At 71.5% G+C, this 26,828-nt stretch carries 22 protein-coding genes; 15 read left to right on the top strand and 7 right to left on the bottom strand.

The window, feature by feature from the left end; translation table 11 throughout:
- Positions 1-246 precede the first annotated feature (246 nt).
- From WMF12_RS03450 to WMF12_RS03470, 5 genes are all read left to right on the top strand, one after another.
- On the top strand, positions 247-1,098 hold the full coding sequence (locus WMF12_RS03450; RefSeq protein WP_437864898.1) for an alpha/beta fold hydrolase: 852 nt from the start codon (positions 247-249) through the stop codon (positions 1,096-1,098).
- Between the two features lie 82 nt (positions 1,099-1,180).
- The gene (locus tag WMF12_RS03455; RefSeq protein WP_437864911.1) at positions 1,181-1,930 is read left to right on the top strand and encodes an RNA polymerase sigma factor; all 750 of its coding nucleotides are present in this window, start codon (positions 1,181-1,183) and stop codon (positions 1,928-1,930) included.
- A 6-nt stretch (positions 1,931-1,936) separates the two neighbouring features.
- Complete coding sequence (locus WMF12_RS03460) at positions 1,937-2,179, top strand: anti-sigma factor family protein (RefSeq protein ID WP_012233331.1); 243 nt, start codon at positions 1,937-1,939, stop codon at positions 2,177-2,179.
- A gap of 215 nt (positions 2,180-2,394) precedes the next feature.
- Positions 2,395-2,631 (top strand): DUF433 domain-containing protein, encoded by a 237-nt coding sequence (locus tag WMF12_RS03465; protein ID WP_437744190.1) that lies wholly within the window; start codon positions 2,395-2,397, stop codon positions 2,629-2,631.
- On the top strand, positions 2,628-3,014 hold the full coding sequence (locus WMF12_RS03470; RefSeq protein WP_437864933.1) for a DUF5615 family PIN-like protein: 387 nt from the start codon (positions 2,628-2,630) through the stop codon (positions 3,012-3,014). Before WMF12_RS03465 ends, WMF12_RS03470 begins: the two co-directional genes overlap by 4 nt.
- Positions 3,015-3,090: 76 nt before the next feature.
- Here WMF12_RS03470 and WMF12_RS03475 read toward each other — a convergent pair whose 3' ends face one another.
- Both WMF12_RS03475 and WMF12_RS03480 read right to left on the bottom strand, forming a co-directional pair.
- On the bottom strand, positions 3,091-4,980 hold the full coding sequence (locus WMF12_RS03475) for a DEAD/DEAH box helicase (RefSeq protein ID WP_437864949.1): 1,890 nt from the start codon (positions 4,978-4,980) through the stop codon (positions 3,091-3,093).
- A gap of 77 nt (positions 4,981-5,057) precedes the next feature.
- Positions 5,058-5,504: a hypothetical protein gene (locus tag WMF12_RS03480; protein ID WP_437744193.1), complete on the bottom strand. Its 447-nt coding sequence runs from the start codon at positions 5,502-5,504 to the stop codon at positions 5,058-5,060.
- A 765-nt stretch (positions 5,505-6,269) separates the two neighbouring features.
- Here WMF12_RS03480 and WMF12_RS03485 point away from each other — a divergent pair.
- A complete protein-coding gene (locus WMF12_RS03485) occupies positions 6,270-7,475 on the top strand; it encodes a glycosyltransferase family 4 protein (RefSeq protein WP_437864959.1) in 1,206 nt (401 codons plus the stop codon).
- 345 nt (positions 7,476-7,820) lie between these two features.
- On the opposite strand, the gene WMF12_RS03490 is transcribed toward WMF12_RS03485, so the two are convergent.
- Complete coding sequence (locus tag WMF12_RS03490; RefSeq protein ID WP_437864970.1) at positions 7,821-9,107, bottom strand: phenylacetate--CoA ligase family protein; 1,287 nt, start codon at positions 9,105-9,107, stop codon at positions 7,821-7,823.
- Between the two features lie 880 nt (positions 9,108-9,987).
- On the opposite strand from WMF12_RS03490, the gene WMF12_RS03495 reads away from it, so the two are divergent.
- From WMF12_RS03495 to WMF12_RS03505, 3 genes are all read left to right on the top strand, one after another.
- Positions 9,988-11,547, top strand: coding sequence for a dipeptidase (locus WMF12_RS03495; RefSeq protein WP_437864979.1), 1,560 nt, complete (start codon positions 9,988-9,990; stop codon positions 11,545-11,547).
- A gap of 52 nt (positions 11,548-11,599) precedes the next feature.
- Positions 11,600-13,867: a hypothetical protein gene (locus WMF12_RS03500; RefSeq protein WP_437864984.1), complete on the top strand. Its 2,268-nt coding sequence runs from the start codon at positions 11,600-11,602 to the stop codon at positions 13,865-13,867.
- A gap of 316 nt (positions 13,868-14,183) precedes the next feature.
- Positions 14,184-14,816 (top strand): MarC family protein, encoded by a 633-nt coding sequence (locus tag WMF12_RS03505; RefSeq protein WP_437864991.1) that lies wholly within the window; start codon positions 14,184-14,186, stop codon positions 14,814-14,816.
- Positions 14,817-14,861: 45 nt separating this feature from the next.
- On the opposite strand, the gene WMF12_RS03510 is transcribed toward WMF12_RS03505, so the two are convergent.
- The 4 genes from WMF12_RS03510 to WMF12_RS03525 form a co-directional block, all read right to left on the bottom strand.
- On the bottom strand, positions 14,862-15,554 hold the full coding sequence (locus WMF12_RS03510) for an STAS domain-containing protein (RefSeq protein ID WP_437865003.1): 693 nt from the start codon (positions 15,552-15,554) through the stop codon (positions 14,862-14,864).
- Entirely contained in the window at positions 15,508-15,915 is a 408-nt protein-coding gene (locus WMF12_RS03515; RefSeq protein ID WP_437744200.1) for a PAS domain S-box protein, read from the bottom strand. Before WMF12_RS03515 ends, WMF12_RS03510 begins: the two co-directional genes overlap by 47 nt.
- A gap of 236 nt (positions 15,916-16,151) precedes the next feature.
- The gene (locus WMF12_RS03520; RefSeq protein WP_437865024.1) at positions 16,152-17,060 is read right to left on the bottom strand and encodes an NmrA family NAD(P)-binding protein; all 909 of its coding nucleotides are present in this window, start codon (positions 17,058-17,060) and stop codon (positions 16,152-16,154) included.
- Entirely contained in the window at positions 17,057-17,512 is a 456-nt protein-coding gene (locus WMF12_RS03525) for a nuclear transport factor 2 family protein (RefSeq protein WP_437865028.1), read from the bottom strand. Before WMF12_RS03525 ends, WMF12_RS03520 begins: the two co-directional genes overlap by 4 nt.
- Positions 17,513-17,682: 170 nt before the next feature.
- Here WMF12_RS03525 and WMF12_RS03530 point away from each other — a divergent pair, with 170 nt between their 5' ends.
- From WMF12_RS03530 to WMF12_RS03555, 6 genes are all read left to right on the top strand, one after another.
- The gene (locus WMF12_RS03530) at positions 17,683-18,624 is read left to right on the top strand and encodes a helix-turn-helix domain-containing protein (protein ID WP_437744203.1); all 942 of its coding nucleotides are present in this window, start codon (positions 17,683-17,685) and stop codon (positions 18,622-18,624) included.
- 133 nt (positions 18,625-18,757) lie between these two features.
- On the top strand, positions 18,758-20,458 hold the full coding sequence (locus WMF12_RS03535; protein WP_437865039.1) for a right-handed parallel beta-helix repeat-containing protein: 1,701 nt from the start codon (positions 18,758-18,760) through the stop codon (positions 20,456-20,458).
- 94 nt (positions 20,459-20,552) lie between these two features.
- Entirely contained in the window at positions 20,553-21,155 is a 603-nt protein-coding gene (locus tag WMF12_RS03540) for a glutathione S-transferase N-terminal domain-containing protein (protein WP_437865046.1), read from the top strand.
- A 226-nt stretch (positions 21,156-21,381) separates the two neighbouring features.
- On the top strand, positions 21,382-22,422 hold the full coding sequence (locus WMF12_RS03545; RefSeq protein WP_437865064.1) for a metalloregulator ArsR/SmtB family transcription factor: 1,041 nt from the start codon (positions 21,382-21,384) through the stop codon (positions 22,420-22,422).
- Positions 22,423-22,456: 34 nt separating this feature from the next.
- Positions 22,457-22,639: a hypothetical protein gene (locus tag WMF12_RS03550; protein WP_437865072.1), complete on the top strand. Its 183-nt coding sequence runs from the start codon at positions 22,457-22,459 to the stop codon at positions 22,637-22,639.
- Positions 22,640-22,847: 208 nt separating this feature from the next.
- Positions 22,848-26,768, top strand: coding sequence for an ATP-binding protein (locus WMF12_RS03555; RefSeq protein ID WP_437865097.1), 3,921 nt, complete (start codon positions 22,848-22,850; stop codon positions 26,766-26,768).
- Positions 26,769-26,828: the final 60 nt, after the last annotated feature.

Below are 26,828 nucleotides of genomic sequence, written 5' to 3' on the forward strand. Positions count from 1 at the left end.
CGCCGGGCGCGCGGGCGGCCTCCGCGTCCGGCGCCGTCCCGCCGGCGGGACGCGGCCCCGGCCCCCTCCGGACGATTCCTTGAACAGGCTGTAACGTTCGGGCCCCCCCCGAGACTGTGCAGGTAGCGGGATAGCCGTCGCGGCGCCGGGGACACGCCCGGGCGCAGGGGCGCGCGCATCCATCGCACGTCGAAATACCGATGACGTCGCGCTCGAGGAGAGCCTCGCGACGATGAGGAGACATCCATGAACGGTCTGCTTCGCAAGGTCCTGCGGTCTGGCACCATGATCTCGGCCGCTGCGCTCATGTCGTCCGCGCTGCCCGGCTGCGGCGGCAGCGACACGGACGGGGGCACGGGGGGCGGCGGCTCCCAGGGCTCGGACAAGAACACGTATGTCCTCGTCCACGGCGCCTTCGTGGGCGCATGGGCATGGGACAAGGTGGTGCCGCTCCTCGAGGCCGGCGGCAACGAGGTGATCGCCCTCGATCTCCCCGCTCACGGCGAGGACCAGACGCCCGTCGCGGACGCCGGCCTAGAGGCCTATACCGACGCCGTGGTGGAGGCCATCGACAGCGCCTCGCGCCCCGTGATCCTCGTCGGCCACAGCATGGGCGGCACCGTGGTGAGCCAGGCCGCCGAGCAGCGGCCCGACAAGGTGAAGAAGCTCGTCTACCTGACCGCCTTCCTGCTCAAAGATGGCCAGTCGCTGAGCCAGGAGTGGGCCGACGATGAAGGGGCCGCGATCAAGGCGTACGCGGCCCCTTCGGAGGACGGCACGACGCTGACCTTCAAGGAGGGGTGGGCCGCGAACGCCTTCTGCCAGGATTGCTCTCCGGACGACGTCGCGCGGCTCGAGAGCCACCTGCGCGAGGAGCCCGCGAAGCCGTTCGACGAGCCGATCCATGTCACGGAGGAGAGGTGGGGGAGGGTCCCCCGGGTCTACGTCGAGGCGCTCAAGGATCTCGCCATCAGCCCTGCAGAGCAGAAGCAGCAGTACACGGCTTTGCCCTGCGAGCGGGTCATCTCGATCGACGCGGGCCACGCCCCCTTCCTGACGAAGCCGAAGGAGGTCGCGGACGCGCTGAGATCGCTCTGACCGGGGCGGCGGCCGTCGTCGTCCGCGGGGCGAGCCGCCCCGGATCCACGTCGATTGATGCGGGGCTCGGCGGCGTGATACCGTGCTCCGCGTGTCCCATGACCCCTCGGCCGCCGCCGACGGCAAACAGGCCGCAACGGCGCAGCGCGCATCGGCCGAGGTAGGCCCGCTCCTCGCGCCCGCCGCGCCGGGCAACGCGGCTGCGCCCGGTTGCGCGGCGCCGGCGGACGACATCGCGCTCGTCCGCCGGCTGCTCGCGGGCGACGAGCAGGCCTTCGAGCAGCTCGTGACCCAGCTCCACACACCCATGCTCCGGCTCGCCCGGGCGGTCGCCGGCCCCGCGGGCGCGCAAGAGGTCGTCCAGGAGACCTGGGCGGCGGTCTTCGATGGGCTCGTGCGCTTCGAGGGGCGCTCCGCGCTGAAGACATGGGTGTTCAGGATCCTGACGAACCGCGCCAGGACGTGGGGCACTCGAGAGAAGCGCATGGTCCCTGTCTCCTGGGTGGAGGACGGGGATCACGGCGGCGAGCCGGCGGTCGATCCGGCCCGATTCGACAGCACCGGTGACTGGGCGGCTCCGCCTGTTCCGTGGACGGAGCAGAGCCCGGAGGTGCTCTTGCTGCGCAAGGAGATAGGCGCCGTGCTGCAGCGAGAGCTCGAGACGCTGGCGCCTGGACAGCGCGCGGTGGTCCTCTTGCGCGACGTGGAGGGGTGTCCGTCCGACGAGGTCTGCGAGATCCTGGGTATCAGCGAGGCGAACCAGCGGGTCCTCTTGCACCGTGGCCGATCGAAGCTCAGGGCCGCGCTCGAGCGCTACATGACGAGGGGGTGAGCGCGCATGATCGTCACGTGCTGTCAGCTGACCGAGATGATCACCGACAGGAGCGAGGGAAAGCTGTCCTCCGAGCAGGAGGAGGGCTGCGCGCGGCACCTCGCGTGGTGCGACAGGTGCCGCACCTACCTGAAGCAGATGGATCTGACGATCGACGCGCTCCAGGGGCTCCCGGGCGAGCCGCTGCACGACGACGTCCGCGCCGCGCTGTTCGCCCAGTTCCAGCGGCGGAAGACCACCGCCGACTGAGCCTGGCGCCTCGGGCGGCGGCGCTCAGGCCCGAAGGCAGCGCCGCGGAGGCGCCATGCCCGCGTTGCTGTGAGCATGGAACGCGCCGCTACTGCCACCGCGACCGGCCGCGGCAGCTTGGGCGCCGGCCGTGCCGCCCGCCGGTGCGGTCGCGCATTCGCCGAGAAACCAACTGACGGGAGCGGAGGAGCCGACGATGAGGTAGCCTCGCCAGCATGCCGACGGAGCTGCTGGAACGGATCACGCACGACCCCGCCGTGATGGGGGGCCGGCCCTGCATCCGAGGGATGAGGGTGACGGTGGGCACCATCCTGGGACTGCTGGCTGCGGGGCACCCGGTCGAGGAGGTGCTCGAGCTCTATCCCTACCTCGAGAGGGACGACGTGATGGCGGCGCTCTCTTATGCGGCATGGCGTGTCGAGGAGGTTGAGCTCCCGCTGAAGGCCTCATGAAAGTTCTGGTGGACATGAACCTCTCGCCGACCTGGGCACCGTTCCTGAAGGGCGAAGGGATAGAGGCCGTTCACTGGTCTGCAGTCGGCGACCCTCGAGCACAGGATCGAGAGCTGATGGCCTGGGCACGCCAGGGCGGGTACATCGTCTTCACGCACGACCTCGATTTCAGCATCATCCTCGCTACAACCGGCGCCAGCGGTCCGAGCATCCTGCAGGTTCGAACCCTGGATCCTCTCCCGAACGCGATGGGGGCCGATATCGTCCGCGTGCTTCGCGAGCATGACGACGAGCTCGACCGCGGTGCAATTGTCACCGTCGATGGGACGACGTCGCGGGTCCGGATCCTACCGATTCGAAGGGCAACGAAAGGCCATGGCTAACATTGCCGCATAGGAGACCCTTACTCCGAGCGTGCGTGTGGGGGATCCCACAGGGATCCTGGTCTGACCGTGGTGCTCAGGCCCGTGGGCGACGCCGCGGGGGCGCCATCCCCGCCGCGCCGTTCCGGGGCTCGGCTGAGCCGGCGCGCGGCCCGGCCTCGGCCGCCTCGCCGCGAGCCCCAGGCACGCCGCCGCGCGTCTCGGCCGCGCCGCCTCGCGCCTCGCGGGACCCGGCGTCGTCCCGGCGGACCTGGACCTTGCGGCCCTTCAGCCGTGTGGCGCGCAGCGCCTCGATGACGGCGTCGGCCGCGTCGGCCGGGACCTCCACCGTGGAGAAGCCGTCGGCGATCTCGATGGCGCCGATGTCGCGGGAGCTCAGCGACGCCTCGTTTGCGATGGCGCCGACCAGATCGGCCGGCCGGATGCCCGCGGCGCGCCCCGCGCTGATGTAGAGCCGGGCGATGTTGCCGTCGGTCTCCCGCCCCTCGCGCCGCGGCCGCGCCTGCGCCTCGCCCGGGCGCCCGCGCGGCCCCGCGGGGCCGCGCGCCGCGCGGTCGTCGCGGGCGCGGTCCGGCCCGCGCGGAGGTGGCCGGAACGACGGGATCTCCGCCTCGTCGTCCTCCCGGTCCCCCTCCGTCGCGTCGTGGGCGAGCTTCACCGCCGCCGCCGCGATGTCCATCACGTCGAACTCGTCGGCGAGCCCCTCGACCACGACCCGGAACCGCTCGGCGCCGCCCTCGATGAGCGCCTCCCGCAGCGAGGCGCGCGTCAGCTCCAGGCGCCGCGCGCGCAGGTCGGCCACGGTCGGGAGGGTGGCGGCCTCGATGCGCTGCCCGGTGAGCCGCTCGACGTTGCGGATCAGGTAGTGCTCGCGCGGCTCGACCAGCGTGATCGCCGCGCCCTCGCGGCCGGCGCGCCCCGTGCGGCCGATGCGGTGGACGTACACCTCGGGGGCGCAGGGGACGTCGTAGTTGATGACGTGCGAGACATGCTCGATGTCGAGCCCCCGCGCCGCGACGTCGGTGGCGACGAGCAGCTCGGCCGTGCCGGCGCGGAAGCGGGCCATCACGCGATCGCGGTGCTCCTGCGAGAACCCGCCGTGGAGCGCCTGGGCCTCGTAGCCGCGGGCGCGCAGCGCCTCGGTCAGCTCGTCGACCTCGTTGCGGGTGCGGCAGAAGAGGATGGCCGACGACGGGTCCTCCATGTCGAGCACCCGGGTCAGCGCGGCGGACTTGTGCGCCCGCGGCACGATGTACGCCGTCTGGCGGACGCGGGGGAGCTCGCCGGGGGCCGCCTTCTCGCCCGCGATCTTGACCCGCACCGGCTCGCGCAGGTGCCGGCCGGCGATCGCGGCGATCCGCGGGGGCAGCGTCGCGGAGAAGAGCACGGTCTGCCGCGCGCCCGGCGTGGCCGAGAGGATCTCCTCCAGCGCCTCGGCGAAGCCCATGTCGAGCATCTCGTCGGCCTCGTCGAGCACGACGGTGCGGATGCCGTCGAGCGCGAGCGTGCCGCGCCCGATGTGGTCGAGCGTCCGGCCCGGCGTGGCCACGATGACGTGGACCCCGCGGCGGAGCGCGCGCAGCTGCTGCCCGAAGGGCTGGCCGCCGTACACGGACAGCACCTGCACGCCGAGCCGGCGGCCGTAGCGGTGCATCGCCTCGGCCACCTGCATGGCCAGCTCGCGGGTCGGCACGAGCACGAGCGCCTGGGGGGGGCCGGGCGGCTCGCCGCCGATCTGGAGGCGCTGGAGCAGCGGCAGCGCGAACGCGGCCGTCTTCCCGGTCCCGGTGGCGGCCTGCCCCAGCAGGTCGCGCCCGGTCAGGAGGTGCGGGATCGCCTCGCGCTGGATCGGCGTGGGTTCCTCGTAACCGAGCTCGGCGAGCACGCCGAGGAGGGCAGGTGCGATGCCGAGCGCGGCGAAGCTGGCGGACGAAGTGGTCGTCTCCACAGGGGCTCCCCATGTCATGGTCGCGCACCGGCGCCGTTGCAACCGGCATCGGTGCGGGGCGCAGCGCGCGCGGCAGGCGAGCCCCGCTGCCCCGATCAGCCGAGCTTCGCGGCGAGGGCGCGGTACCGCTCCGGCAGGCGCGCGGCGTCCAGCCGGCCGAGGAGCGCGCGCGCGGCCTCCTGCGCGCCGGGGCTGCCCTCGGGCGCGCGGCTCACCGCCTCGAGGTAGAGCTCGAGCGCGCGCCTGCGCTCCGCGAGCGCCGGCGCGGCCCGGCCCCGGAGCTCGAGGATCTCGCCCTGCTCCGCGCAGAGCGCCGCGTACGCGCCGATCTTCTCGTGGTCGCCGAGCAGGGTGGCCGCGCCCGCGGCGTCGAGCCGGTCGAGCATGTCCCGCATCGGGCCGAAGAGCCCGTCGGCGGTGGTGCGGACGAGCAGCTCCGCCTCGTCGAGCTGGCCGGCGCGCCGGAGCCCGGCGATCCGGCCGATGGCCTCGGCCAGCTGCTCGATCATGCGGAGGATGTAATCGCGCTGTCTGAGCGACATAGGGTCTCCTGTTCGAGTCTAGCCGATCGCTGCCTCCGTGGCGCGCGCCGGCACGCGCGCGTTGAGCGGGAGGAGACCGTCGTGTCGATCAGGCTTGGTGCCGAGATCCAGAGCGCGATCGATGAATGCAACGAGCGGCAATCCCTTCGTCGTTCGGCAAGATAGGTATGGAAAGATGATGGAGGCCAGGGTCGAGGAGCGCATGGAGTTGGTGATGGCTCGCACAGGGGTACGACCATCGTGCCAAGCTCGATAGCGACATGAGGTCTTTTGCTCGAATCTGACCGACGATGGTCTTCGTGGCGCGCGCCGGCGCCGCGGTGCGCCGCCTGCCGTCTGGACGCAAGGAGAGCCGCCTGAGCCGAGTGTCTGGGACGCCGACCAGGCTCGATCGCCCTCCACGAGAGCACGCAGGACGCCCGGATCATCCCACGTCGAGCAATGCTTGAAACCTCACAACACTGGAAAAACCACTCGACACGAGCTTCGTATGCGGTATCACTCGTGCAGGGGGACGACTCGCTCGCTGCCAGCGAATGGGAGCCGTTCTGCGTGCTGAGACGCCTGGTGAGCGAGGTCGCACGCAGCACGGGCGCCGACGTCGAGTGGCAGGACGCACCACGGAGCTCGCGCCGATCCCCGGAGGAAGGGTGCATCATGCTGGATATGTTGTTCACGGATCCCAATCCAAATGCGAGCCCCCGAGTGAGCCCGAGCTCCAAGCTGAATGGGGAGGGACGACCAAGAAGGCCGCGTGTCCTCTGGGTGACGCGCCTCTTTCCGAACCGAGTCGAGCCGTTCGCCTGTGCCTTCCAGCGCCAGCAGCTCGCGGCCCTCTCGCGCCGCTGCGCGGTCGAGGTGTTCGCGGCGATCCCCTACCACCCGGGGATCTCGCTGCTGGGCGCGCGAACGCGCACGGGGCGACTGGCGGAGGTGCCAGAGCGCGACGTGATAGACGGCATCTCGGTGGTGCACCCGCGCGCGCCGTACCTGCCCGGCGCGGGTAGCCTCCTGGCGCCCGTGAACGCGCCGCTCTACCTCACGGGGCTGGTGCCCCACATCCCACGGCTGCTCGGGCGGTTCGACGTCGTGGTCGGAGCGTGGCTGTATCCGGATGCCTGCGCGGCGGCGTTGCTCGCGCGGCTGCTCGGCCTTCCTTACGTCGTCAAAGCGCACGGCACGGACGTGAACGTCGTGGCTGGCTGGCGCTCGGTGCGCCCGCTCGTCGCCACCGCGGTTCGGTCCGCCTCGTACGCTATCGCCGTGAGTCGTCCGATGGCCGAGCTGCTCACCGCGCTCGGCGCGGCGCCGGGCCGCGCGGTCGTCGTCCGCAATGGTGTCGACCGCGCGATCTTCCACCCGAGCGACCGGCTCGCCGCCCGGCGCGAGCTCGGCCTCCCGGAGCGCGGCCGCATCATCACCTTCGTCGGTGACCTCAAGCCGACGAAGGGCACCCTGGATCTGCTCGAGGCGTTCGAGGCGCTCGCCCGGCAGGGGGGCGAGCCCACCCACCTCGTGCTCGTCGGCGCCGGACCGGCCCGGGCCGCCGTCGACCAGGCCGCTGCGCGCCACAAGGCCGCTCGGGGCGCGGGCGGTCGGATCATCGCGGCTGGCGAGGTCCCGCTCAGTTCGGTCGCGCGCTACATCGCCGCCGCCGATTTGCTGACGCTACCGAGCTGGGCGGAAGGAACTCCCAATGTGGTGCTCGAGGCGCTGGCCGTCGGCCGCCCGGTGGTGGCTACGAGCGTCGGAGGCATCCCGGACGTGGTCACCGGCGGTCGCACAGGCCTGCTCGTCCCGCCGCGCGACGTGAGGGCGCTCACCAAGGCGCTCCGCGAGGCGCTTGCGCGGCCCTGGGACGAGCGCGCGTTCGCCGAGGCGGCGCCGCCATCGTGGGACGAGAGCGCGGGCGAGCTGCAGCGGCTGCTCGCGCAGGCGGCATTCGGGGACAGCGCGCGGGCCGTGGCCTGAGGCAAGCTCGTCGCAGGGGGCGTGGGCGATCTCGGCGATCCGAGAGGCAGCGGGACACCTTCGCGACCCGCTCCGCGCCCCCATCTTGACGCTCCGCTCCGCGCTCCTCGATAACCTACAGACGACCACGCTCAGCTAGCGTACAGACCACCGCGCTCATCGCGCTGGTCTGCGGTCCGCCGTCTGAATGGCGGGCGCGCTGGACCATGGCGGCGGATGAGGGACGTGCTGGAGCTGCACGCCCGGCTCACGACCCGCGCGAACCGGTCGTCGCTCTTGATGTGCGCCCTGTCGTCCTGCATGAGAACACAAGGCCTGACTGGCTGAGGCGCCGAAGAAAGTCGATCAGTTGGAGTGGTGTTCCAAGCCGCTCCCCGCGGAGGCCGCCAGCGTGCTCGCTTGCGGTGGATCCCTCCGCGCGTCGAGCCTGCTCGGAACGTCGGAGATCGTCACGCGGTGCTTGCCGCCGCGGGTGAGCGCGATATCGTCGACCACGCGAGTCCGAATGACGGCTCGGTCGCCGAGCTGTTTGCGGATGGCTTGCTCGATGAGGCGCGCGTGCTCGTCCTGGTAATCCTTCGCCGGGACGATCTTGATTGTGATGGCCCCGCTCCGATCCTGGTGGACCTGGTAGCGCTTCACCGACGGGTAGTCCTTGAGCAGGTGGGGGAAAAACTCGCCCGCCAAGAGCCGTCCGTCCGGTCCCACGATCATGTCGAGCACCCGCCCTTCGACCGAGGCGAGGAGCGGCAGACCTCGCCCACACGAGCACGCCGACGCGGACCCGATGGCGATGTCCTCGTTCTTGTAGCGGAGCAGCGGCATCGACCGGGAGATAAAGTCGCTCACGATCACCTCGCCAGGCTGGCCAGGCGTTGCGTGCCGGCCATCGTGCACCAGCTCCAGGTAGACCCCCTCCATGTTGATGTGCAGCCCTTCGTGCCGGTCGCACTCCGAGGCGAGCAGCATCACCTCCCTGCATCCATATCGGTTGAACAGGGGTGCGTCGAAGGCGCGCTCGATGGTCCTGCGCTGGTGCTCGAAGAGCCGCTCGGCGGAGCACACGAGGCCTCTGGGCGCCGGCAGCTTGCGGCCCGTCTCGAGGGCGAAGCGCGCCGTGTGGTAGAGCGGGTTCGTATAGCCGATGATCAAGTTAGGTCGGTAGCGTACGATGTCGTCCACGACGGCGGCGAGCCGTTGCTCGGACAGGTCGAACGCGCTCACGTATTTCTTGCGGAGGATGGCCTCGTGCAGCTCGCGCTTCCCCTTCTTGAGGCGGCTCTCCTGGAGGATGGGTGTCCCCCAGATGTGGAGCTCCTTCTCCCCCACCTTCGCCCCAGCCCAGCCGTCCGACCGCATCGCCGCGGCGATCCGATGCTCGTAGGTGCCGTGGTCCAGGTAGAACCGCAGCGACTCCCCGGTGGAGCCGCCCGTCGCGCTCGCGATCAGTTTGCCCGTGTAGCCCTCGGCGAGCAGCTCGCGCCCGTGGGCGAGGATATCTGCCTTGGTCAGAACGGGGAACCGCACGAGATCCTCTGGTGCCTTCACGTCTGCTACACGTACCCCATGCTCGGCGAAGCGGCGCCGATAGAAAGGCACCTTCTGCTCGGCGAAGCGGAGCGCGTCGAGCATCCTTCGAAAGGACAGCTCTCGAATTTCGCGCTCCGGGCGCCACTGCGATTGTTCGATCTCACGCAGTCGCGTCAGGGTTGCCCGTCTCCGTATGTGGGTTTCGTACAACGGGAACAGAACATGTCGAAATAGCGGTCCGTACATGCTTTCTAGCATTACAAGATGTCTCTTCTTGTCAAGTGACATGCCGCCGAGATGGCGCGGCAGCGTGTCTGGGGCGCGATGTCGAGATCCCGATTGGGCACCGAGGCGAACGCGCGATTGATAGAGCTCGTAACAAAGATGCTTTTCATATGCATTCTATGGCTGGAGACCGACTCGTCGCACGCATTCGGCCGGAACGGCGGCGTCGCACCCTCGTGGCCGAGCGGGGCCGCCTTCGTCGCACAGCGAGTCCGCCTGTTCGTGTAAGCTTGTTCACGTTGCGCTGGCTCGGGTTGCTGGTGGGTGTTCGCGTTGGCGTGGTCGCCATGGCAACTGAGCTGCTGACAACCACGCTCGAAGGCACGACCGTGGTTGTGCGCGTGGACGATGGCAGGGCGAACCCCGTGTCCGAGCCGATGATCAACGCTCTCCTCGGGGCCCTTTCGAGGGCTGAAGAGGAGGCCGGCGCGATGGTCCTCGCCGGCCGGCCGGGCTCCCGTTGGGGGGTCGAGCTGCGGGGCGCCCGCGTCGACGAGGCAAGAGAGAGCAAGACGACGCCCGCTGGCGGCGCCATCTTTATGCCACGGTGGCGTCCCATGGGGGCCGTTGCGGCATTGGGGGCCACCTGTGCCGATATGTCGGCGCCCAGCGGCGGTGCTGCCTCGCCGCTCCGGCGCACGATCCTGCCGCCTTCATGGCTGGCTTTCCTGCCGAGCTCGCATGGTACGATCCGGTCATGCGCACTTCGCCAATGCTCGCGCTGCTCGCCGCCGCGTCGCTCGCGGCCTGCGTTCGTTCCCCTGCGCCCGCTGCGGCGCCCGATGTCTTCGCGCCGTCCGCCGCCGACGTCGGGCCCTGGTACACGTCGGCGCCCGATCTCACGGCGATCCCACCGGGGCTCGAGGCACCGGAGCAGCGGGCCGCGCGGCTGCAAGCCAGGGCGATCCTCGTGGATGGCCACAGCGGCGTGCCCTCGCTGCTCCTCGGCGGCTCGTTCGCTCAGGTGAGCTCGGACGACGAGCTGATGGCCGCGGAGGTCGCCAGGATCAAGGCGGCGGGCGTCACCGGCGCGTTCTTCCCGATCCACGTCGGCCCGTCCGCGCCGCCTTCGTCCTCGAGGCTCGGCGGCAGCGCCGCGCGCCGCGCGCTCGATCTCATCGAAGCGACCCACCGGCAGGTCGAGCGCCACCGCGAGGCGCTGATGCTCGTGCGCAACGCGAAAGACATGCGCCGCGCCGAGCGCGACGGCCGGATCGCCGTGATCATGGGCATCGAGGGCGGGCACGCCATCGAGAACTCCCTGCCTGCGCTGCGCTCGTTCTACCGCCTCGGCGTCCGCACCATGGCGCTCACGCACATGACCACGAACGAGTGGGCAGGCTCCGCGGGAGGCGCGCTCGATCCCGGGTACGTCCGCGACCGCGGCCTCTCCCCCTTCGGTGAGGCCGTGGTCCGCGAGATGCAACGGATCGGCATGCTGGTCGACGTCTCGCATGGATCGGACAGCACGTTCCAGGGCGTCATGAAGGTGGCCAAGGCGCCGATCATCACCTCTTCCACGATGCCCGCCGCCGGCCACCGCCGCCGCAACCTCGACGATTACATGCTGCGCGCGGTCGCGGAGAACGGCGGCCTCGTCATGGTGAACTCGTGGGCGCTCTTCCTGGACGAGGCGTATGCCGAGCAGTCGGCGCGCTTCGCGCAGAAGTACGGGGCGCACCTCAAGGAGCTCGGCGAGAGGCTCCCGGGCGACACGAAGGCGCTCCGCGAGGAGATCGAGAAGCTCAGGACCCAGGAAGGGGAGAAGACGCCGCCGCTGTGGCGGATCGTCGACCATATCGACCACGTGGTGAAGATCGCGGGGATCGAGCATGTCGCCCTCGGCTCCGTCTTCGAGGGGAGCGAGGCGCTCAAGGAGGGGCTCGCAGGCAGCGCCGGGGCCCCGAACATCACGCTGGAGCTCATCCGTCGCGGGTACTCGGATGCGGACATCCTCCGCCTGCTGGGCGGGAACTTCGTGCGGGTCCTCGAGCAAGCCGAGGCCTACGCGGCCGCGACGGAGACAACGCTGTCCGGGGACGGCAGCACGCAGCAGCTCAGCGCGGCCGAGCTGGGTGATCTGCCGGGGCAGCCCCTGCTGCCGGCGCCCCCGCCGCCGGCGCCCCCGCCGTCGCGGGGGCCGATGTCGTGGGGGGTCGTCCCGCCGTCCTCGCCGTCGCCGCAGCGACCGGTAGCGCAGCCCTCGAAGGCCGGAGCGCCGGAGTCTCCGTCCTCGGAGCTCCTGCTGTCGCGGTAGCCTCTCGCCATCGACAGGCGGTCGAGCCGGGTTTACGGTGGCGATCCCCGGGATGCGAACGGCGGCGCGACCCCTGACCCGGCTGCGGACATCCACGCTTCCGGCGGCGCTCGCCGCCTGCGTGCTCGGCGGCGCGTGCTCGGAGGCGCCGCCGGGCGGCCACGGCGGTGGTGGCCAGGGCGCGGGCGCGCACCCGGTGACGACGACCACGTACGTGAGCGTGGCCACGGGCTTTGGAGGCGCCCTGGAGGAGCTGCCGCGCGTGTTCACGGTGACCGGCGTCGTCACCGACGGCGCGGCGCCGCTCGAGGGCGCCATCGTGATGCAGGCCGGCGGGGAGCCGGCCCTCGTGACCGGCCCGGACGGCGCGTTCTCCATCGAGATCACGCGGGACATCCCGGGCCAGCCGACCGTTGTCGCGGCGAAGATCGGATACCGGACGGACGGCATCGAATTCGAGGTCGTCCCCGACGGGCCGGTGGAGATCGCACTTCGCCGCGCGTCGCCGCCGGACAACGCGCTCGGCTACACCTACGGCGATCCGGGCGACGGCGACCCGCACAACTCGACGCGGTTCTGCGATCACTGCCACACGACGCTCGTGGCCCAGTTCCTCGAGTCGGGGCACGCGCGGTCGGCCAGGAGTCCGCTCCTCCAGGCCATCTACGCCGGGGTCTCGATGGCCCACACGGACGAGGCCTCGTGCGGCGCCGCGGGCGGGCGATGGAAGGCCGGCCGCGTCCCTGGGAGCGAGGGGGGCGCCGCGATGCGGTGTTATCTCGGGAGCGGCGTGCTGCCGGATCTCAACCCGTCCTGCGGCGGGGGAGCGCAGCCCTCGTGCGACGATCCCGCGCTGCCCGAGGCGGTGCGCCCGGCGGCGTTCGGCGCGTGCGCCGACTGCCACGCCGCGGGGATCGACGGCCCCGCGGGCGGGCGAGACCTCCTCGAGGCCACCGGCATCGCGTTCGAGAAGGGCGACCACTGCGACGCTTGCCACAAGATCCGCGACGTCGATCTGAGCAAGCCGCCCGGGGTCGCCGGCGCCCTGATCGTCCAGCGCCCGCAGGAGAGGAGCTCCCCCGATCCCTCGTCGAGGCTCCTGGAGGTGATGTTCGGCCCGCGGCCGGACGTGCCGAACAGGTTCATGGGCGGCAGCTACCAGCCGAAGTTCTCGGCCTCGGAGTTCTGCGGCGGCTGCCACGAGCAGAAGCAGGCGGCGCTCCTGCCGGGCGCGGCGCTCGATCCGGTCCGCTGGCCAGACGGGCTCCCGATCCATCAGACGTTCTCCGAGTGGGCCGCGAGCTCCTGGAACCGCCCGGCCACGCAATGCCAGGCCTGCCACATGCCAGGGGTCCTCTCGCTGAAGAGCAGCCTCGACGTGACGAACGAGGCGAACGCGAGCGTCTCGCTCGGCTTCGTCCGCCCGGCGGGGACGGTCCGCTCCCATATTTTCCGCGGCCCGCTGGAGGGGTCCCCGCGGCTCATCCAGGGCGCGGTCGAGGTCCGCATCGACGCCTCGGCGGCGCCGGGCGAGCTCGCGGTCACGGTCTCCCTGGCCGGAGGCGCGGCGGGCCACGCCGTTCCGACCGGGGAGCCGATGCGCGCGCTCGTGCTCCTCGTCGCGGCGGAGGCGTGCGGCGCGCCCCTTTCGCCGTCGAGCGGCATGACGGTGAACGACACCGGCGGCGCGCTCGCGGAGGCGCGCGTGGGCCAGGGCGCGGCCCTGACGGGCGCCCAGCTCGCCTGGGAGGAGGGCGCGACGCGCGCGAGGGCGGGCGATGTGGTGCGGATCGTCCGCCCGACCGGCGTCTACGACGATTACACCGGCATCGGCCGCTTCGCGGACCCGTCGCTCGACGCCGCGGACAAGGGCCTCGAGGTCCGCGCGCCGGTCGGCGAGGCGCGGGTGGTCGCCGCGGGCGGCGGCGCGATCACCCTGAGCGGCGCGATCCCCGCGCAGGACGGGGATATCGTCTACCTCGGCGCGCCCCTCGCCGCGGCGCCCGCCGACGGCCAGCCCGCGGCCGCGTTCGCCGGCGCCGCGGGCTACACCTTCGCCAAGGTGCTCGTCGATCCGGCGGGCGCGCGGCACGCGCCGCAGCACCGCGCCGTCGATATCGCCAGCGACAACCGCATCGCGCCGGGGGGCGTCGCGGTGACGTCGCACGGCTTCGCGATCCCCGCGGGCTGCTCGGCGACCGCGAACGTCACCGCCACGCTGCTCTACCGGCCTGTCCCGCTCGCCCTCGCGAAGGAGCGCGGGGCCTTCGCGCGCGATTACCTGGTCGCCTCGGCGTCCTCGCCTGTGCCGCTCGACTGAGCAGCGCGGAGATCAGGAGAAGACGCTGACAAATCGCTCGCTATTGGCATTTTTAGCGGGAATTGAACAGGGAGACGGGGAGACGGGGAGATTTGTGGGATTTTACTCCCCGTCTCCCCGACTCCCTGTGAATCCCCCAAAAAACCCTGGTCAAGCTGGACCCAGCAGGGGAGGTTATCTCCACCCGTCGGGGCATCCGACGGATCACGCCGGTTCGCTGCCGCACCGTCGTCCCTCCGCGACGCTGTTCTGGCGCGGCCGCCCGGGATGTGGGAGATGGGCCTGGCCCGCGGGGGCCGCGACGCATCCGATGAGCATGGCCCATTACGTCTCGGTCTTTCTCGTGTCGCTGTCGGCGATCTTCTTCGTCGTGGATCCGATCGGCATCGTGCCGCTGTTCCTGACGATGACCGCGGGCGATCCGCCGGAGAAGGTCCGCAGCACGGCGCGGCGGGCGTGCGCTGTCGCCGGCGGGCTCATGGTGTTCTTCGCCCTCTTCGGCGGCGTCGTCTTCAAGGTCTTCGGCGTCTCGCTGGCCGCGTTCCGGGTGGCGGGCGGGCTCTTGCTGCTGGTCACGGCGCTCGACATGCTGCGCGCCCGCTCCTCGGCGACGCGCACCACCCCGTCGGAGGAGCAGGAGGGCATCGCCAAGGAGGACGTGGCGCTGGTGCCCCTGGCGATGCCGCTCCTGGCCGGGCCGGGCGCCATCGCCACCGTCATGGTGCTGATGGCGCGCGGGGGCAGCGACCTCGTGGCCATGGCGCTGGTGCTCGCCGGCGTGGCGATCACCTTCGTGGCCTCCTACTTCGTGCTGCGCGGCGCGGGGCTCGTGCAGCGGGCGCTCAAGGCGTCCGGCGTGGCCGTGCTCGAGCGCGTCATGGGCCTCATCCTGGCCGCCATCGCCGTCCAGTTCATGGCCGACGGCGCGAAGGAGCTCTGGCGCGGGTAATGCCCCGTGCCTCGCCGGGCATCCTCCAGCGCGCTGCTCGGCGCGTCAGTTGAGCTGGCCCGCGCGCCGCGGCGCCTGCTTCATGCAGAGGACGAGCGCGTCGCGGAGCCGCGCGAAGGTGGATACCCGCGACATGTCCACGCCGTCCACGAGCAGGCCGCGCGCCACGTCGGGCCGGATGCCCACGATGATCCCTTTCGCCCCGAGGAGCTCCACCGCTCGGACCAGCGACAGAAGGATGTTCCCGAGCGAGGCGTCGATGGAGTCGACGCCGGTCAGATCGATGATCACCACCCTGCAATGGGTGTTCGAGACCGCGCCGAGGAGCCCCTGCATCATCTGGTCGGCCCGGCAGTGATCGACCGCGCCGAGCACCGGCATCATCAACACGCCCTCCCAGACCTGGATGATCGGCGTCGACAGCGCGCGGATCGTCGCCTGCTGTTCCGCGTTGAGGGCCCTCGTGCGCGAGAGCTCCTGCGCGAGGTCGTCGAGCCGCCTCAGGTCGCTCGCCGCGACCGCCTGGGCGATCTGGACGAGCTCCTCCCGCTCCCTCAGCGCATCCCCGAGCTCCCCCAGCGCCGCCGCGATCGCGCCGAGATCGTCGCCAGGGTCCGATCCCTCGGCGAAGGCTGCGTCCGCGTCTCCCTCCTTGAGCTGCTCGATGTAGCGTAGGATCGCCTGCGCCCGCTCACCCGGCACGACGCCCCCGGAGCATCTCGCTCTTGAGCTGCTCATAGACCGTCTCCGAGATACAGCTCGTGAAGCAGCGCGTGTGGACGAACTGGCCGTCCCGCTTGAAGACGTTGGAGTTGATCAGCACGTGCTTCATGCTGCCGTCCTTGGCGCGGAGGCGGGCCGGGTAGGAGGCCAGCTTGCCGGTGCCCGCGAGCGAGCAGAGGATCTGGTCTATCACGTCCTTGTCGACGTGGAAGTCGGTGACATGTCGATTGATGTACTCCTCGCGCGCATAACCGAGGAGCTCGAGCTCGAGCTTGTTCGCCCACAGGATCTTGCCGTTCGCGCCCACCAGATGGACGCCCAGCGAAGCGTTGTCCAGGACATCATGCCAGTCTTCCACGCGGTCCTTCGTCCCCATCGCCTATCTCCCCCGGTCGTGCTTCGACCTTGACTTGTCCGGCCCGATGAGCGCCTGAGGTGCGGTGTCCGCGAAGGCGCTGCCTGCCCGCAGCTGCTCAGGTTACAGGAGAACGAGGAGCTGGACGAGCGGTGTGGTCGTCGCGGTGGGGTCGGGCACATCGGGAGAGCGTGAAGGCGAGTCGTCGTGGAGCTCGCTTGTCGGCTGGATGCGGCGGGCTCAGCGGCTCGACGTCGCTACGCGGCCGGGCCGCCTCGGTGCGCGCTGGGCTCCCCACGGAAGACGTGCGCGTGGGCGCGCGCGAGGTCGCCGAAGGCGCGGGGCGCGCGGCCTGTCACGCGCTGAACGACGTCGGTGACGCGGTCCTCGGCCCCGTCGCGGATGGCGAGATCGAGGCTCACAAGGAACGCGGCGTAGGGCGATGGGATACCCGCCCGGACGAGGTACGCCCGAGCGTCCTCCTCGCCGGCGCGGACGTGGCGTATCGCCCGGCCGGCGATGCGGGACACGATGGCCGCCACGTCATCGTAGCTGAGCGCCTCCGGGCCGGTGATGACGTGAGATGTGTTGTGCGGCGCGCCGTCGAGGAGCGCGCGCGCGGCGACCTCCGCGATATCGTCGGCGTCGACGAAGCCGACGCGGCCGCCGCCCGTCGCGGTCGTGAGCTCGCCTCGCCCGGCGATCGCCGCTGCGTGCGGGTGGCGCGGGTCGATGAAGTTCTGCATGAACCACGACGGTCGGAGGACGGTCCACTCTGGAGCGCGCTCGCGGAGCGCGCGGTGGACGAGGCCGAGCCCGGGGCTGCCCTCCGCCACGGGCGACGCGCTGAGCAGGACGAGGCGGCGAGCCCCGCGCGCGAGCGCGCGCTCGACGAAGGGCAGCATGAGCGCCGAGGGATCCTCGACCATCGCGGGCGCCACGAGGTACACGCGATCGGCGCCGCGGAGCGCCTCGTCGTGCGTCGCGGCGTCGGCCCAGTCGAAGCGGGCGTGCTCCACGCCGTCGCGGGCGGCGGGCGCCGCGCGGCTCGCGGTGCGGACGCGCGCGCCGCCGGCCGCGAGCCGCGCGGCGACGGCTCGCCCGGTGGTGCCCGTCCCGCCGGTGATCAGGACGAGCGGCCCATCGCTCCCTGCGCGCGCCCTCATGACGCCCCCTCGCGATGGGCGTCGAGCTCGCCGCCGAAGGCCTCGAGGACGGGCGCTGGATTCCAGTACTCGCGGTAGCGCACGACTCGGCCGTTCCTCGTCGCGACGATCATCACATAGTCCTGCTCGTAGCGTTTGCGCGCGGGCCCGATGGTCGCCGAGCCGTGCACCTCGGCGAGCGCGACGTCGGGATCGGTCGTCGGATACCGCCGCACGTCGCGGAGCTCGAGCCCGTGGAAGCTCTGGAGGATGCCCTCGAAATGGCGCCGGATGGCCGCCTTCCCCTCGAGGCGCGCCGGCGCGCCGAGCGCCGGCGCATACGGGAACTCGACGGTTGCGTCGTCGGCGAAGAGGTCGAGCCAGCGCTCCAGGTCACGACCGATGAGATCGAGGAGCGCGTCGAGCGCCTGCGCGGCGTCGAGCGGACGGGAATGCGGCAGGGGGGGCGTCATGGGATGTCCTTTCCTTTCGTGTCGACGAGGCCAGCGTAGGGGCGCCGCGGTTGCCGCGCGTCCAGCTCCACGATCCGCGCGTCCACGGTCCACGGCCGGCGCCGCCCGCGTGGCGGGTCGCGCGCGCCGGCGTGGCGCGGCCCGCCGCGTGATGTAGAGTCGATCGCGCCATGTCCGCCGCGTTCGACGAGCTGGCCCGGAGCGTCGTGCTCCGCGAGGCCGAGGTGAGGCGCTTCGCGCTCGGCGATCGCTGGGGCAAGCGGCAGCCGGCGCAGCGCGCCTCCGCCCGGGTGTACGCGGCGCTCGGCGGCGGCGGGTGGATCGACGTCGCGCGCCGGCGGCTCGCGCTCGGCGCGGGAGAGCTCGTGTTCCTGCCGCGCGCCGAGGAGCACGCCATCCGCGATCGGCCGACGACCTCGCTCGCGCACCCGGAGGCCCTCTGCCGCGGGATGCGCGCCGTGGCCGACGACGCCCTGGCCACGGAGGCGCCGCCGGAGACGCGCCTCGTCGTCGTCGACCTGCACGTCGACGCGGCGGGCGCCCCGTGGGTCGCCCTGCTGCCGCCGGCGGTGCACGTCGCGGGCGCGACGCCGGGGCTCGCGCGCTGGCTCAACGACACGCTCGCGCTGCTCGCCGGCCCGCCGGCCCTGTCGGCGGCGCTGCGCCGCTCCGTCGGCGAGGCGTGGGCGCACGCGCTCTTCGCGAGCGCGCTGCGCGACCCCGCGGCGTCGCTGCCGCGGCGGGACGCGCTCCGGGACGAGCCCATCGCGGCCGCGCTCGCGCGGGTGCGCGCCTCGCCCGAGCGCGCGTGGGAGCTCGGGGACCTCGCGCGAGCGGCCGGGCTCTCGCGATCCGCGTTCGCGGCGCGCGCGACGGCGCTGCTCGGCGAGCCGCTCGGCCATCACGTGCGCCGGCTGCGCCTCGAGCGCGCCGCGGTCCTGCTCGGCGAGACGACGCTCCCGGTGAAGCTCGTCGCCGCCCGCGTCGGCTACGACAGCGAGCCCGCGTTCGGGCGCGCCTTCGCGCGCGCCCACGGCGTGAGCCCCCTCGGCTACCGGCAGGCGAGGCGGCGAGAGCACGACGGCGCGCACACCGTCGGACGCGCAGGTTGACGAGAGGGAAGCGCTGCTCTGCGGCGCAGCTGGTATCATGTCCACCCGGATCTGAGCACCAGCTCCCACGCGCCGGCGCGCGGTGCGTGGCTTTCGGCGCGGCCCGCCCAGCGGATGCCGTATCCTCCTGCGGATGCGGCAAGGCGCGAGGATAGGTGTCCTGCTCGTCGCGATGGCGGCGTGCGGCGGCGATGGCGATGATGCGGAGTCCACCGCTGGCGCCGGAGGCGCCGCGCCGGGCGCGGGCGCCGCCGGAGGCTCCACGTCGGGCGCGGGCGCCGCCGGTGGTTCCTCGCCTGGCGCGGGGGGCTCCACGCCGGGCGTCCCGGCCTACGGCCGTTTCGGTCAGCCCACGACCACCTTCACGCTGCCGGAGCCGGCCCCGAGGGAGGGTGAGCTCCCCGAGATCGCCTATCCCGATCTCGCCGGGTCGTTCCCGGAGGTCGACTGGAGCGCGCTCGACCGGCTCTACATTCCGGCTGGCCACTACCGGAGCATCCTGCTCGGCGGCCTGCCCGAGCGGAGCGCGGAGCGCCCGCTCGTGATCACGAACCTCGGCGGACAGGTCGAGGTCGGGGGCGACGCCGCCAACTACGTGTTCGTGATCAAGGGCGGAAAGGGCTGGATTTTGACGGGCCGCCACGACCCTGTCTCGAAGACCGGAGACGAGGGGTTCCGGGGGCACGCCGAGGGCGCGTTCGCCCATGGCCAGGGGACGTACGGCATCTTCATCGACGACGCGTTCAGCAAAGAGGGCCTCTCGGGGCTGGCCATCGGCGGAGGAGCGTCGGATTTCGAGCTGGATACCCTCGAGGTCGCGCGCGCCGAGTTCGCCGGCATCGTCGCCAAGACCGACGACGACGGGCAGGCCACGATGCGCAACGTGAAGATCCACGACCTCTACGTGCACGACGTCGGCTCGGAGGGGATCTACTTCGGCAGCACCCAGGCGCAGCCGCAGCATGCGTTCGAGCGCCTCGAGGTGTACGACAACCGGTTCCTGCGCACCGGCACCGAGGCGCTGCAGGTCGGGCAGCTCGGCTCGGACTGCGAGATCCACCACAACGTCATAGGACCGGGCGCGGTCCGGTGGCGGTCGGCGTTCGACCATTACCAGGACGGCAACGTGCAGTTCGGCCAGCGCTACGGCAGCTCGAGCTTCCACCACAACCTCGTGATCGGGACGGGCGACCTCTTCGTCGAGCTGTTCCCGACGCGCGTGGACGGCGATCCGCGCTCGCCGTCGGACACGATCTCGTTCACGGACAACTACTTCGCCGACACGTCGCTGAGCGGGGTGTACACGCACGCGGTGGACACCGGCGCCACGATACGCTTCGAGCGCAACGTCTTCCTCGGTTTCCACTTCAACTATGGCGAGGTGTACCCCGACGCGGACGAGCCGGTGCAGGTCTTCGCGGTGGGCAGCAACGCGCCGAACCCGCACATCCTGAAGGGCAACCGGGTGGACGGGCCCTATCCGTTCATCAAGTGGCTCTTCGACAGCGTGCAGGCCGAGGACAATCCGACGGTCGCGGTGGAGCGGGTCCGCTTCCGAGACTTCATGGGAAGCGGCCTCGACGAGGACTACCGGCGCCTGGAGTGGTGGACCGACCGCGCGACGCTCAGCCCGGACGAGCGCGCCGTGACGTACCCCAAGGGAGCCCACGTCCTCCACCAGGGCGCGCTCTACGAGGCGCTCGCGGAGAGCCAGGGCAAGCAGCCCGATCAGCACCCCGACGTGTGGCGCGCGCTGCCGGCCCCTGCGGACGACGTCCGGTTGAGCGCCGACTCGCCGCACCAGGGGCTCGGCGTCCGCTGGCCGCCGCCTTAAAATCCCAGCAATCTCCCCGTCTCCCCGCCTCCCTGTTCAAGTTCTCTTTGCTGAGATACCAACAAATGAGTGGATTTGTCAGGAGCTGTTCTCCATGAGGCTCTTCTACGCTTCCACATCCCCCTTTGCTCGCAAGGTGCGGGTCACCGCGCATGAGCTGCAGCTGGGAGACCGGATCGAGCTTGTGCTGGTCAATCCCTGGTCGGACGCGGCGCTGCGGTCGCTGAACCCGTTGGCCAAGGTCCCGACGCTGGTGCTGGGGGACGGACAGGTGCTCTTCGAGTCGGCGCTCCTCTGCGAATACCTGGATCACCTCGCGGCTGGCGGGCTGTATCCAGCGCCGGGAGAGGCGCGGTGGAGCGCCTTGCTCCGGCAGGGCGTCGCGGACGGTATCAGCGCTGCTGCCGGGCGCCTCTTCGCCGACGAGCATCGCCCATCCGACGAGCGATCGAGCAGCGTCATGCAGCGCCAGGCGGCTGCCATCGAGGCCAGCCTCGACAGGCTGGAGCGCGACGCCGGTACGCTGTCGGGAGCGCTCGCGGACATCGGCGCGATCTCGGTCGCCTGCGCGCTCGGCTACCTCGACTTCCGCTGGCCGGATCGGGCGTGGCGAAGCGGCCGGAGCGGCCTTTCGCGCTGGTTCGACGTCGTCGGCCAGCGCCCGTCCATGACCGCGACGCAGCACCGCTCGCCGTGATCTCCTGACGTGGGGTCCCCAGGCGGCGCCCGCCGCCCCTGCGGGCTCGGCGCTCCTCATCTCCCACCCCATCCCGCCCGCATCCCGCCGGCATCCCGCCCACGCCCGAGCCCGGCTGTGCTCTCGACGGTGACGCTTGAACGAGCGACGCTCGTCCCGCGAGGTTTCGGTTCGATGACTGTCGAAACAGATTGACGGCGCCCCCGCGCCGCCTAGATTCACTTTGATGACCATCGAAGCAGATCCCCCGGCGCGTGAGCTGGGCGTCGAGGCGCGCATCGGCGTGCTCAAGGCGCTCGCCGACGCGTCGCGGCTCCAGGTGGTGAACGCCCTGATCGAGCGGCCGCACTGCGCCGAGGAGCTGGCCGAGCGGCTGGGTCGCGCGCCTTCCACGGTCTCGTTCCACCTCCGGAAGCTCGACGAGGCCGGGCTGGTGACGAAGCAGAAGACCCAGTACTACCTGGTCTATGCGCTGCGCGACGATCTGCTCCGCCTCACGCTGAAGGAGCTCGTCTCGCTGCCCTCCGCCGCCGACGGCGCTGCGCGGCGGCGCGCGGAGCGAGCCCGGAGCCAGGTGATGCGCGCCTTCTTCCGCGGGGGCGTGCTGGTCCAGATGCCGAAGCAATGGCGCAAGCGGCGCATCGTGCTCGAGCAGTTCCTGGGCAAGTTCCAGGCGGGCCGGCGCTACCGCGAGCAGGAGGTGAACGAGATCATCCAGACCCTGTATCCCGACCACTGCACGATCCGGCGCATGCTCGTCGACGAGGGATACATGACGCGCGACGGCCTGCACTACGAGCTGATCGCGGAACAGACCAGGACACCCGGGGCGAAGGACACGACACCCGAGGCGGAGAACACGACGCCCGGGTCAGGGACGAAGAAGGCGAGAGCGAGCACGATGGAAACGCGCAAGGAGCTGAAGCGGAAGTACCTCGAGACCCCGAAGCAGGCGGGCATCTTCCAGGTCAAGAACACGGTGAACGGCAAGGTCCTGCTCGGCAGCAGCACGAACCTCCATGGGCCGCTCAACAAGCACCGTTTCGCGCTGTCCATCGGCGCGCACCAGAACCAGGCTCTCCAGCGGGACTGGCAGCAGCACGGCGCCGACGCCTTCACGTTCGAGGTGCTCGAGGTCGTGCAGCAGAAGGACGAGCCGGGGTTCTCCGTGGCGGACGAGCTCACGCTGCTCGAGCAGATCTGGCTGGAGAGGCTCTCGCCGCTCGCGCCGCGCGGCTACAACACGGATACGCGGCTCCGCGAGTGACGCCGCCTCGCGGCGCCCGAGAGCACGACCGCGGATGAAGCTGGGTGAGCCCGACACGACATGCGGGCTCACCCAGCTCGTCGTGAACGGAGCGCACGAGCTGTCAGCCACCTTCATGGTCGGCTATGACGAAGACACCCTCACCGCCACCGACTCGTGGTCCGTCACGGCGCCCGTCGATCTGCCCACCGCGGTCGTGAGCGTGATCGTCGAGTAGCGACCTCGGCGGACTGGCAGGCTTCGCCGCTCGCCCCACCCCTCTCAGGCGATCACGCTCTGCCGTTCCGCGCCGCCGCGCCGTCCCCGGAGGCCGCCGCGCTCGCCCGTGTCCTGGCCGCCGGGGCGCCTCGAGGCCGGCGGCGCCAGAGCCGCATGCGCCCTGTCCCGGTGGCGAAAGCCGTGGATTTCATCCACGATGGCGCTGCATGCGGCCAACCGGCATACGGAAGAAGTCTCCAGATGTCGTCGAGCCCTCGCCCGATGGCCGCGCCCTCGACGCGAGCGCCGAGGGCTGCCTCGCCGGCGGCGGCGAGATGGGCGCCCTGCTGCGCTCGATCGACTGGGCGAAGACGAAGCTCGGCCCCGTCGCGACATGGCCGATCAGCCTGAAGACCGTCGTCGGCCTCGTGCTGGGCAATCGGTTTCCCATGATCATGCTGGTCGGGCCGGAGATGCTGCAGATCTACAACGATGCCTATCGGCCTATCCTGGGCATGAAGCACCCTGCGTCGGTGCTCGCCCCGGCGCGCGAGGTCTGGGCCGAGGTCTGGGACGTCGTCGGCCCGATGACGCAGACCGTGCTCGACGGGGGGCCCGCGACGTGGAGCGAGCACCTCCTGCTCCCGCTGCAACGGCGAGGCTTCGTCGAGGAGACGTACTTCACGCTCTCCTTCAGCCCGATACCCGGCAACGACCAGCGGGTCGCCGGCGTCCTCATCACGGTGCAGGAGACCACGGAGCAAGTGCTCGACGCGCGCCAGCTCCGCATGCTGCGCGATCTCGCGACGCGCTCCGCCCATGCGAAGTCTGCCGAGGAGGCGTGCTCCACAGCGGCGGAGATCTTCGCGGCGAACGTCGCCGATCTTCCGTTCTCGCTGCTTTACCTCCTGGACGGCGATACGGGCCATGCGCGCCTCGCCGGCGCGAGCGGGCTCGACGGCTACGAGGGGGCGGCGAAGCCGGCGCGCATCTCCCTCCACGACCGAGGCGGCGAGGCCTCGGCCTGGCCGCTCGCGGAGGCGGCGCGCGCCTCTGGCGAGCTCCTCGTTTGCGATCTCGCGGCCCGCTTCGGCGCCTTGCCACTCGGCCGCTGGGGCAGCGCGCCGGAGCAGGCGATCGTCCTGCCCCTCTCGCGGCCGGGGCAGCCTCGTCCGTATGGCTTCCTCATCGGCGGCGTGAGCCCGCGCCGCCTGCTCGACGAGCCGTATCGCGGGCTGTTCCGGCTGATCACCGATCAGGTGGTGACCGCCATCGGGAACGCGCGCGCTTACGAGGAGGAGCGCAGGCGCGCCGAGGAGCTCGCCGCGATCGACAGCGCGAAGACGCTGTTCTTCAGCAACGTCAGCCACGAGTTCCGGACGCCGCTGACGCTGATGCTCGGCCCCCTGGAGGACGCGCTCGCGTCGCCGGAGCGCGCGCTCTGCGGCGAGCACCTCTCGCTCGCCTACCGCAACGCGCTGCGCCTGCTCAAGCTGGTCAACGCGCTGCTCGACTTCTCCCGCCTCGAGATGAACCGTGCGCAGGCGTCCTACGAGCCGACGGACCTCGCGGGCTTCACCGCCGATCTCGCGAGCGCGTTCCGCTCCGCGATAGAGCGAGCAGGGGTCGCGTTCAAGGTGGACTGCCCGGAGCTCCCGGAGCCGGTCTTCGTCGACCGGGACATGTGGGAGAAGATCGTGCTGAACCTGCTGTCCAACGCCCTGAAGTTCACGTTTGAGGGCGAGATCGTCATGTCGCTGCGCCTTTGCGGGGACCACGTCGAGCTCGTGGTGCGCGACACGGGCACCGGTGTACCCGAGCACGAGCTGCCGCACCTCTTCGAGCGCTTCCATCGCGTCCAGGGAGCGCGCGCGCGCACGCACGAGGGTTCCGGGATCGGGCTCGCGCTGGTGCACGAGCTGGTGCGCCTGCACGGCGGAAGCGTCCAGGCGGGGAGCCGCGTGGGCGAGGGGACGGCGTTCACGGTCGCGATCCCGCGCGGGTCCGCGCACCTCCCGCCGGAGCGTATCCGCGCCGAGAAGATGCTCTCGTCGACGGCGACCGGCGCCGCGCCCTACGTCGAGGAGGCGCTGCGGTGGCAGCTCGTCGACGAGGCGCCCGCCCTGGCGCTCGCCTCGACCGATCCCGCCGGGCCCGGCCACGTCTCGGCGCCGTTCGACCCGAGCGCGCGCGTTCTCCTCGCCGACGACAACGCCGACATGCGCATGTACGTGCGGCGCATCCTCGAGGAGCGGTGGACCGTCGAGGCCGTGAGCGACGGCGCCGCCGCGCTCGAGATCGCCCGGCGCTCGCCGCCGGATCTCGTCATCGCCGACGTGATGATGCCGGGCCTCGACGGCTTCGGCCTGCTCCGGGCGCTGCGCGCCGATCCGGCGACGCGGGGCGTGCCAGTCATCATGCTCTCGGCGCGCGCGGGCGAGGAGTCCCGCGTCGAGGGGCTGGCGGCTGGCGCCGACGATTACCTCGTGAAGCCGTTCTCGGCGCGCGAGCTCGTCGCGCGCGTCGCGACCCACCTCCAGCTCGCAGCGCACCGGCGCGCCGCGGAGCGGGAGCGCGAGCAGCTGTTCGCGCTGTTCGAGCAGGCGCCCGTCGGGATCGCCGTCTACCGTGGCCCCGAGCACATCATCGAGGTAGCGAACCCCCACTTTGTGGCCATGGTGGGCCGTGACGTGCTCGGACGCTCGTTGCAGGAGGCCTTCCCTGAGGTCGTCGGCTCGTCGTTCCTCGAGGTCTTCTACCGGGCCTATGCGACGGGCGAGCCGTTCGTCACCCACGACTACCGGTTCGACCTCGATCGCGGGCGCGGCGTGCTGGAAGAGTCGTACTGGAGCTTCAACCTGCTCCCCATGCGGGACCCGGGCGCTGCCGTCGCCCGGATCCTGGTCGTCGCGCTCGACGTCACCGAGTACGTGCGGGCGCGAAAGAAGCTCGAGGCGGCGGCGCGGGAGCGCGAGGAGCTGCTGCGCCGCGCGGAGGACGCGCGGCGCGACGCGGAGCGGGCGAACCGCGCGAAGGACGAGTTCCTGGCGATGCTCGGCCACGAGCTGCGGAATCCGCTCGCCCCGATCGTCACGGCGCTCCACCTGATGCGCCTGCGGGCCGGGGGGCATGCCGAGCGCGAGCGGCTCGTCATCGAGCGCCAGATCAAGCACCTGACGGCGCTCGTCGACGACCTGCTCGACGTCTCCCGCATCACGCGGGGCAAGGTCGAGCTGAAGAAGCAGCGGATCGAGATCGCGGAGGTCGTGGCCAAGGCGGTCGAGCTGGCGAGCCCGCTGCTCGAGCAGCGGCGGCACCACCTCACTATCGCTGTCCCTTCTGCCGGCCTCGCCGTGGACGGCGACGTCATGCGGCTCGCCCAGGTGGTCTCGAACCTGCTCACGAACGCCGCGAAGTACACCGAGAGCGGCGGCGAGATCGCCGTCCGGGCCGGGCGCGTGGAGGGCGAGGTCGTCCTCTCCGTGCGCGACAACGGCATCGGCATCGCCCCCGAGATGCTGCCGAGCGTCTTCGAGCGCTTCGTGCAGGAGCGGCAGGCGCTCGACCGATCGCAGGGCGGCCTGGGCCTGGGCCTCGCCATCGTTCACAACCTCGTCGCGATGCACGGCGGCCGCGTGAGCGCGCACAGCGAGGGCCGCGGGCGCGGGAGCGAGTTCACCATCCAGCTGCCGGCCGCGGCGACCGTGCGCTCGCCCGAGGCCGCGCCGGCGCTCCTTCCGCCCGGGGCGCAGCGGACGCCGTCTCCGGCCGGCCAGCGCCGCATCCTGCTCGTGGACGACAACTTCGATGCCGCCGAGCTCCTGGCCGAGTCGCTGGGCGCCATGGGCTACACGATGCGCGTCGCCTCCGACGGCCCGTCCGCGATCCGGATCGCGGAGGAGTTCGCGCCCGACGTCGCGCTGCTCGACATCGGGCTACCGGTGATGGACGGCTACGAGCTCGCGCGGCGCCTCCGCGAGCAGCCGGCGGGCGAGCGGGTTCGCCTGATCGCGATCACCGGTTACGGGCAAGAGTCGGATTTCCGGCGCTCGGAGCGGGCGGGGTTCGAAACACACCTCGTCAAGCCCATCCAGATCGATCGATTGATGGCGCTCATCGAGGAGCCTCCGGCCTTCAGGGCCGAGTGAGCCGCGGCGACGTAGGATGAGCTTCTGGCCAGAAGGTGCCGTCCGGGGGCGGCTCGTAGG

Origin of the sequence: Sorangium sp. So ce363 (assembly GCF_051520435.1) — a bacterium.
GTDB classification, from domain to species: Bacteria; Myxococcota_A; Polyangia; order Polyangiales; family Polyangiaceae; genus Sorangium; species Sorangium cellulosum_B.